Here is a 6,842-nt window from a genome sequence, read left to right on the forward strand (position 1 = left end):
ACTTTTTAGCTTCTTATCCTTCCCAAACTTGTGCTTTCACATGGTAATGAAAGTGCTTAAAATATGGATTTTCATAAAGTGAAACTTTAATCAGTGGGGAGTTTCTCCATCCCCCACTGATTATTAGCCCACACCAATCGGGCTTTTACGGGCAGTTGATCTCCCGCCTAACTCCTTTGCTTTACACCAAAATTTTTCAGGTGGGAGTCTTACTGCCCGTTAATGCGGGATAAAATGAAGGCCCATATAAGCATTGATGTGAATGAGCTATTGTTGACTGCTGCACTTGCAAAGGAACTGCAACTGGCGAAACTTGCATATACATCGGATCAATAATAAATTTTATATATTGGTGATGATTATATGGAGAATGATATATTAAAAATGGATTATGCATTGACTCTCTCACCTTATACATACAAATGCTATAGTATATGCAAGTTTTATATTTCGAGAATTATTTATTGTCTAACCAATCCTCTACATGCTGTATAAACACATCTAAACAATCAATAAACGGCGAATGCCCGCAATCTTCTAACACCTTCAACTCCGCATTTGGCAAATGTTTCGCTAATTCCTCGCCAACTACTTGTGGTACGACATAATCGCGGTCACCTTGTATGACGAGTGTCGGAGCTTGAATACGGTGAATATGTCCATTTCCTCGTACAACACCATTATGTTCATCTGAAATATTAAATGTAACTAATGAATAGTTCACATCAACGAAATTGCGCTGCGTTAACATATCATCTAAATACTTTTCATAACGATCCGGTTCAGGTTGATTATGTGTATATATTAATAGATTCCATACTGTACGGTAATATAATTTATTCATATTTTTTATTGCATCTAGTACGGGTGCAATTTGCACTGGGTCTTGTGCAATTTCTTCTTTCGTTTTTAATAAACTCGATACGATTGGTTGCCCGTTAATATCTTTTTTAAATATCGGGTATCCTTTCATCCCTACCGATTCTACTAATATTAGCTTTTCTACAAAAGTTGGATGGCTCGCTGTAAACTCCATCGCAACACCGCCGCCCATTGACCATCCCATTAATGAAAATTTCTTCAAATTTAATTTATCTATAAAAAGTTTCACATCTTCTGCAAAGTCTTGTAAAGAATCAATCGGCTTATTATACGTTGATTGTCCAAATCCTCTTAAATCAATTGCGTAAATATGATATTGCTTTTGTAGTTTCTCAATAACTAAATCAAAGTGTTGTGACGATGTCATATTCCCATGAATGAGTACGAGCATTTCTTCATTTTGCCTTCCAACTTCTTGATATGCAATCGTTTCTCCGTTCGCTAGTGAAACAAACTCCATTGTTGCAGGCTTAATCATTACAAGTTCCCCCATTCTTTTAATAGAAAGAAAATTCTTTACTTAATTAAAGAATATCATGTAGAATATACGTTCTCAATACAAAATCTATACGAAATTTCCACATAAAACAACATGTCTATTACTAGACAATTAAAATAAAAAGGTATATAGTTAGCTAGGTAACTAATTTGAAAGGATCCAAATACATGGACGAAAAACAACATTTTTTCCACATTGTCAGTCAAACTTCTCGTAAGTTTACGAAGAGATTTAATGAACGTGTATCTCCAACAGGATTATTTAGTGCGCAATGGGCTGTTATTTTCCGCATTAATCAAAGTGGATCTTGTACCCAAACAGAATTATGTCAGTATTTAAATGTTGAATCACCAACGATGACTCGTACGTTAACACGTATGGAAACGATGGGCTGGATTATTCGTACGGAAGGAAAAGATCGCCGTGAGAAGCTCATTTCCTTATCGGAAACAGCAATAGAAATGATTCCAGTATGGCAAGAAGAAGTTGATTCTTTTGAAGAAAAGACGCTAGAAGGTATTAAAGAAGAAGACTTACATGCGGCTTTTCAATTGTTACAACAAATTATCAAAAATTTAGATCATTAATATGGAGGGATGACGATGCAAAGTGAAAAACTTTGGACGAAGGATTTCCTCGGAACTTGTTTTAGTAGTCTGTTTCTCTTTTTAACATTTTACATGCTTATGACTACTCTGCCTGTCTATGTTATAGACAGCCTAAAAGGAAAACCTGAGGAAATTGGTTTAGTTGCAACTGTTTTTCTTATTTCATCTGTTTTATGTAGACCATTCACAGGAAAATGGCTCGATGATTTAGGAAGAAAGAAAATATTATTTATTTCACTTTCACTATTTTTAGCCGCTACTGTTATGTATTTCGGTACGCAAAGTTTATTTTTATTACTTGCCCTTCGCTTCTTACATGGTATTGGATTCGGAATGGCAACAACAGCAACTGGAACAATTGTAACTGATGTAGCACCAGCTCATAGACGCGGTGAAGCACTTGCTTATTACGGCGTATTTATGAGTCTACCGATGGTAATTGGTCCTTTTTTAGGTTTAACAATTATTTCCCATTTTTCATTTACTGTACTATTTATCGTTTGTTCAGTATTTTCATTACTCGCATTTTTATTAGGATTACTAGTCGATATTCCACATGAAAAACCAGTAAGTAAACAAAAACGAGAAAAAATGAAATGGAAAGACTTAATTGAACCATCTTCTATTCCAATCGCTCTTACAGGATTTGTTTTAGCCTTTTCTTATAGTGGCATTTTATCCTTTATTCCTATTTATGCGAAAGAACTCGGTTTAAGCGAAATTGCAAGTTACTTCTTTATTTTATACGCACTTGTTGTTGTAATTTCTCGTCCATTTACAGGAAAAATATTTGATCGTTTCGGTGAAAATGTACTTATTTATCCAGCTATCATTATTTTCACAATTGGGATGTTCATTTTAAGCCAAGCGCAAACTTCATTTTGGTTCCTTGGCTCAGGTATGTTAATCGGTTTAGGATACGGGACATTAATTCCAAGTTTCCAAACGATTGCAATTTCTGCCGCTCCAAACCATCGACGTGGTTCTGCGACAGCTACTTACTTCTCGTTCTTTGATAGCGGCATTGGCTTTGGTTCTTTCATTTTAGGTATAGTCGCTGCCAAATCAAGTTATCATAATATGTATTTTATCGCAGCTATTATCGTTGCGTTCACTTTATTACTTTATTATGTATTACACGGACGAAAACAAAAATTCAAGAAACAAAGTACAGACAGACAAATATCTGCTTAACGTTCATAAGGAAAGTAAACTTACCCGTTTACTTTCCTTATTTTGTATTTCTTTCAAGACGAGCGTATACTTATAATAGAAACTAAAGGAGGTACATACATGAATGTAAAGAAATCTCCCCTGCTATTACTGTTACTAGTATTACTATTCGTAGTTACAGGACTTGGGTTTACTTTTTTTAAAAATAATAAAACGACCCCCACTAAAGATAATGTCACAAAAGAAAACTGGTTAGACGATCCTTACTTACGCTGGTCGTATACACATATGAAAGAATTCACTTTAATTAATGAAGTAAAAAACAATCCTGACCAAGTTGATCCCTTCCCTACCGCGTTACAAAACTTAGACGATTTTGCTGTCCAACGTGGATTTGGAAATACAACTCCTCTAAAAAAACTTTTAGACGAAAACAAAACAGACGCTTTTGTCGTTGTACATAATGGCCAACTTGTTTATGAGCGATATTTCAATGGATATAACGAGAGTGATCCTCATGGAATGGCATCATTAGCAAAGGTGTTTACTGGTGCAATCATACAATCTCTCGCTGAAGAAAATCTTATTGATGTAGAGAAAACAGCTGACACTTACATAAAAGAATTAAAAAATACACCGTTTGGTAAAGCAACACTTCAGCAATTACTGGACATGCAAGTTTCCGCTGAATACCCTACTCACGGATATATGCAGCTAGGACTAGAAAATCAAGATGCACAACTATATTTAGCTAGTAATATCTTGCCCCGAGGTAAAAATTACGAGGGGCCTATGAAAATTTATGATATGTTACTAGAAGCCGAAGAAACTGCACCGCCTGGTTCCGCTTTTTCTTACAATAATGGCTCAAGTGAAACACTCGCTTGGATTATCCGAACAATCACTGACAAATCATTAGCTGAAAATGTAAGCGAGAGAATTTGGTCTCAAATTGGTATGGAAGAAGACGCTTATTACGTTACAGATGAAACAAAAGTAGAACAAGCAAGTGCTGGTTTAAATGCAACTGCTAGGGATATGGCGAGATTCGGGCAATTACTTTTAAATAATGGTCAATATAATGGAGAACAAATCGTCCCTTCTTCTATTACAGAAAGTGTAAAAAATGTACAAGAAGACGAGCTCGCAATTGGCAGCGGCGCTTCAATTTCTTATCATAATCAATGGTGGATTCCGCATAATGAACAAGGCGCTTTCGAAGTGTTAGGCAGTTACGGACAAACGCTTTACATCGATCCGACAGCAAATATGGTAATCGTCCACTTCTCTTCTAACGCTGCGCCTAGTAATGAAATCCATTCGGTTTATTCCGATATGTATATTGATATTGCACATCATTTGGAGAAGCTTCCACAGTAGTGGAGGCTTTTTTTATTTACCCAAATCCTATTCCAGTTAGTACTTAGTTAGTAGGAGTTGCCGAAAGAATTACTATTTGAACCACGCCTAAACCCCATTTATATTGATAATATTTTAGTAATTTGAAAACACTAGTGCTTAGGAAAGGAGGGATTACGAATGTCTGTGAAAAAGCTATTAACTGGATTAATCATTTCACTTGCGATGATTGTAGTGATGACTACTTTAGGTTCACTCCGTGTATTTGCCGAATCCGACGCTGTGAGACAGCCTATTGAGGTTGAACTGAATGATGATTACTTTAATCCGAGTATCATCACAGTTCCGGTTGGGAAAACGACAACGTTGCTATTGAAAAACAAAGGGAATAGAGAACATACCTTTACGGTGAAAAAACTCGGAATTGACGCCGAAGTCCCGTCAGGAAAAGAAATAACAATTACCGTAAAACCTGAAACTCCCGGTACATATGAACTAATATGTAGGTTCCACTACTTGAAAGGAATGGATGGGAAAGTAATAGTCAAATAACGAGCGGTACCGGTCGATCCTTACTTTTTTTATAAAGTGAAACTTAAATTCGCGGGGGTGTCCCTCCCCCACGGATTATGAGCTCTCACTAATCAGTTTTTTACGGGTAGAATAAAATCTTTAAGTTGTCATAGCGTACGAAATTTGTGTTTTGTTGGTACTACCCCATACCCCAAAGAGTATAATTCCTTTAACGTACAAGGAGTTCCATATATCATTGTAAAAGATCATGAAAATAACACCCAAAAAATCAATTCTTGGATTCAGCACTCAATCATTAGAAGAGGCTATTTTATAATAATCATCCCCAAAAAAGAAACGAACAAAAATGTTCGTTTCTTTTTCATGGTGTTCAATGCTCAAGAAAACTTATAACCGCATAAATATATAGAACGACTAGAGCAAAGGCACATATTCCCATAATTATAATCGCTAGTGCGCTTTTCTCTTGTCTAAACCCTATAATTCCAAGAATAAATGCACTCAACATTGTTACCTTAAGCATTTTAGAAATGTTGGGAATTGAATATTCACTCAACCAGGTAGAGAAACTTACAATTGCGAACAAAGAGAACAAAGTTAGAATAATAGATAATATATTAATGTGCTTCCCATACTTCAAGTGCATTTCGCTACCCCCTTTTCTTTTCATTAGTGAATAATAGGTAGATGACTATTTTTTATTCTATTCTAAATTTTCTTGAAAGTATACAACAAAAAGAAGAGATTGTCCCAAAAGTCGCTGAATAGTTACTTTTGGGCAACCTCTTTTCTTTATTTTTTACTTTCCTCTAGTTTAGAGATACTTGCTTCTTTTTCAGGTAACGTATCAACAAAATCCTTTTGAGATTTTAATAGGTCAGATTGTTGTATCCAAGCCTTAAGATCATCTAAAGATTTACGGGCTTCTTTTACATCGCCAGTAATATCATTCATGTTCAACTTATTAAATGTAGCTAAAAATTCTTGTTGAATCTCACCTTGCAATGCATTGGCTTGCTTTGTTAATTCTTTATTTTCATCACTTTTTGCCTTTTGAACATTATTCATAGCTTTCCCGATTTCATGTTTATCAAAAGCATCTTGCGCTTTCTTTAAATTTTCGGTTTGTTCTAACTTACTTCTAATATTCTTATCATCCTTCAACTTCAAAGCCTCTTGATAATTCTTTATAGCTTCGCTATACTTTTTATCCTTAATGCTCTTATCAGCTTTTGATGTATAACCTTCAAAGGAATTACTACTACAAGCTACCAGTAGCAAGATGAATGCTAGAATTAACCCATAAAACTTAACATCTTTCATAGAATCTATGCCTCCCCTTCTATATGCATATACTTATATTATTACAATTTCTGTAAAAAATGAAAGGAATACATATGTTATCAATTTGATAAATATTCTGTTGGAGGCATTATGTATCATTTATTATCTTTTTCGGTAGACTGAATATATTCAAAGAAATCCGGTGGTTCTTCCATTGCTTCTTTTTTAAATTTTTCAAGTTCTTCACGTTCACGCGGAGACAATTTTTCTAGTAGGGGTACCACCCCATCACCATCAGGCTAAGAAATGCAAATACCTCAAAACGAAAAAATGAGCATTTTGTTACAAGATAGTACAAAATTTCGTTCTGGGGGTACTATAAAATTTTAGCTTGATGGATGTGGTGAGACCCCATCGCTATCAAGCTAAGCTCATGTAATGTCAATGATAAGAGAGATTGTTTCTTTTTTTCGAAAGTCTATATGTAGGTGCTTTAAAGATTT

9 protein-coding genes are annotated in these 6,842 nt (G+C 35.1%); 4 read left to right on the forward strand and 5 right to left on the reverse strand.

Going from position 1 to position 6,842, the window contains the following annotated elements; all coding sequences use genetic code 11:
• Positions 1-196: 196 nt before the first annotated feature.
• Entirely contained in the window at positions 197-397 is a 201-nt protein-coding gene (locus ACFVQC_RS27165; RefSeq protein ID WP_377892990.1) for a hypothetical protein, read from the reverse strand.
• Between the two features lie 60 nt (positions 398-457).
• Positions 458-1,360, reverse strand: coding sequence for an intracellular short-chain-length polyhydroxyalkanoate depolymerase (gene phaZ, locus ACFVQC_RS27170; RefSeq protein WP_377892988.1), 903 nt, complete (start codon positions 1,358-1,360; stop codon positions 458-460).
• Between the two features lie 188 nt (positions 1,361-1,548).
• Between phaZ and ACFVQC_RS27175 the strand changes: the two genes are divergently transcribed.
• From ACFVQC_RS27175 to ACFVQC_RS27190, 4 genes are all read left to right on the forward strand, one after another.
• Complete coding sequence (locus ACFVQC_RS27175; RefSeq protein WP_377892987.1) at positions 1,549-1,968, forward strand: MarR family winged helix-turn-helix transcriptional regulator; 420 nt, start codon at positions 1,549-1,551, stop codon at positions 1,966-1,968.
• A 15-nt stretch (positions 1,969-1,983) separates the two neighbouring features.
• Positions 1,984-3,183 carry an MFS transporter gene (locus ACFVQC_RS27180; RefSeq protein ID WP_002146688.1) on the forward strand — a complete coding sequence of 400 codons (1,200 nt, stop codon included), beginning with the start codon at positions 1,984-1,986 and terminating at the stop codon, positions 3,181-3,183.
• A 99-nt stretch (positions 3,184-3,282) separates the two neighbouring features.
• Positions 3,283-4,542 carry a serine hydrolase domain-containing protein gene (locus ACFVQC_RS27185; RefSeq protein ID WP_377899824.1) on the forward strand — a complete coding sequence of 420 codons (1,260 nt, stop codon included), beginning with the start codon at positions 3,283-3,285 and terminating at the stop codon, positions 4,540-4,542.
• Positions 4,543-4,701: 159 nt separating this feature from the next.
• Complete coding sequence (locus ACFVQC_RS27190) at positions 4,702-5,073, forward strand: cupredoxin domain-containing protein (RefSeq protein WP_204209355.1); 372 nt, start codon at positions 4,702-4,704, stop codon at positions 5,071-5,073.
• Positions 5,074-5,425: 352 nt separating this feature from the next.
• Here ACFVQC_RS27190 and ACFVQC_RS27195 read toward each other — a convergent pair whose 3' ends face one another.
• The 3 genes from ACFVQC_RS27195 to ACFVQC_RS27205 form a co-directional block, all read right to left on the reverse strand.
• Positions 5,426-5,701: a hypothetical protein gene (locus ACFVQC_RS27195; RefSeq protein WP_377899825.1), complete on the reverse strand. Its 276-nt coding sequence runs from the start codon at positions 5,699-5,701 to the stop codon at positions 5,426-5,428.
• Positions 5,702-5,847: 146 nt separating this feature from the next.
• A complete protein-coding gene (locus ACFVQC_RS27200; RefSeq protein ID WP_377899826.1) occupies positions 5,848-6,378 on the reverse strand; it encodes a hypothetical protein in 531 nt (176 codons plus the stop codon).
• A 116-nt stretch (positions 6,379-6,494) separates the two neighbouring features.
• The gene (locus ACFVQC_RS27205) at positions 6,495-6,623 is read right to left on the reverse strand and encodes a hypothetical protein (protein ID WP_255256211.1); all 129 of its coding nucleotides are present in this window, start codon (positions 6,621-6,623) and stop codon (positions 6,495-6,497) included.
• Positions 6,624-6,842 lie beyond the last annotated feature (219 nt).

Source organism: Bacillus sp. NPDC057893, from assembly GCF_042796455.1.
GTDB lineage: Bacteria > Bacillota > Bacilli > Bacillales > Bacillaceae_G > Bacillus_A.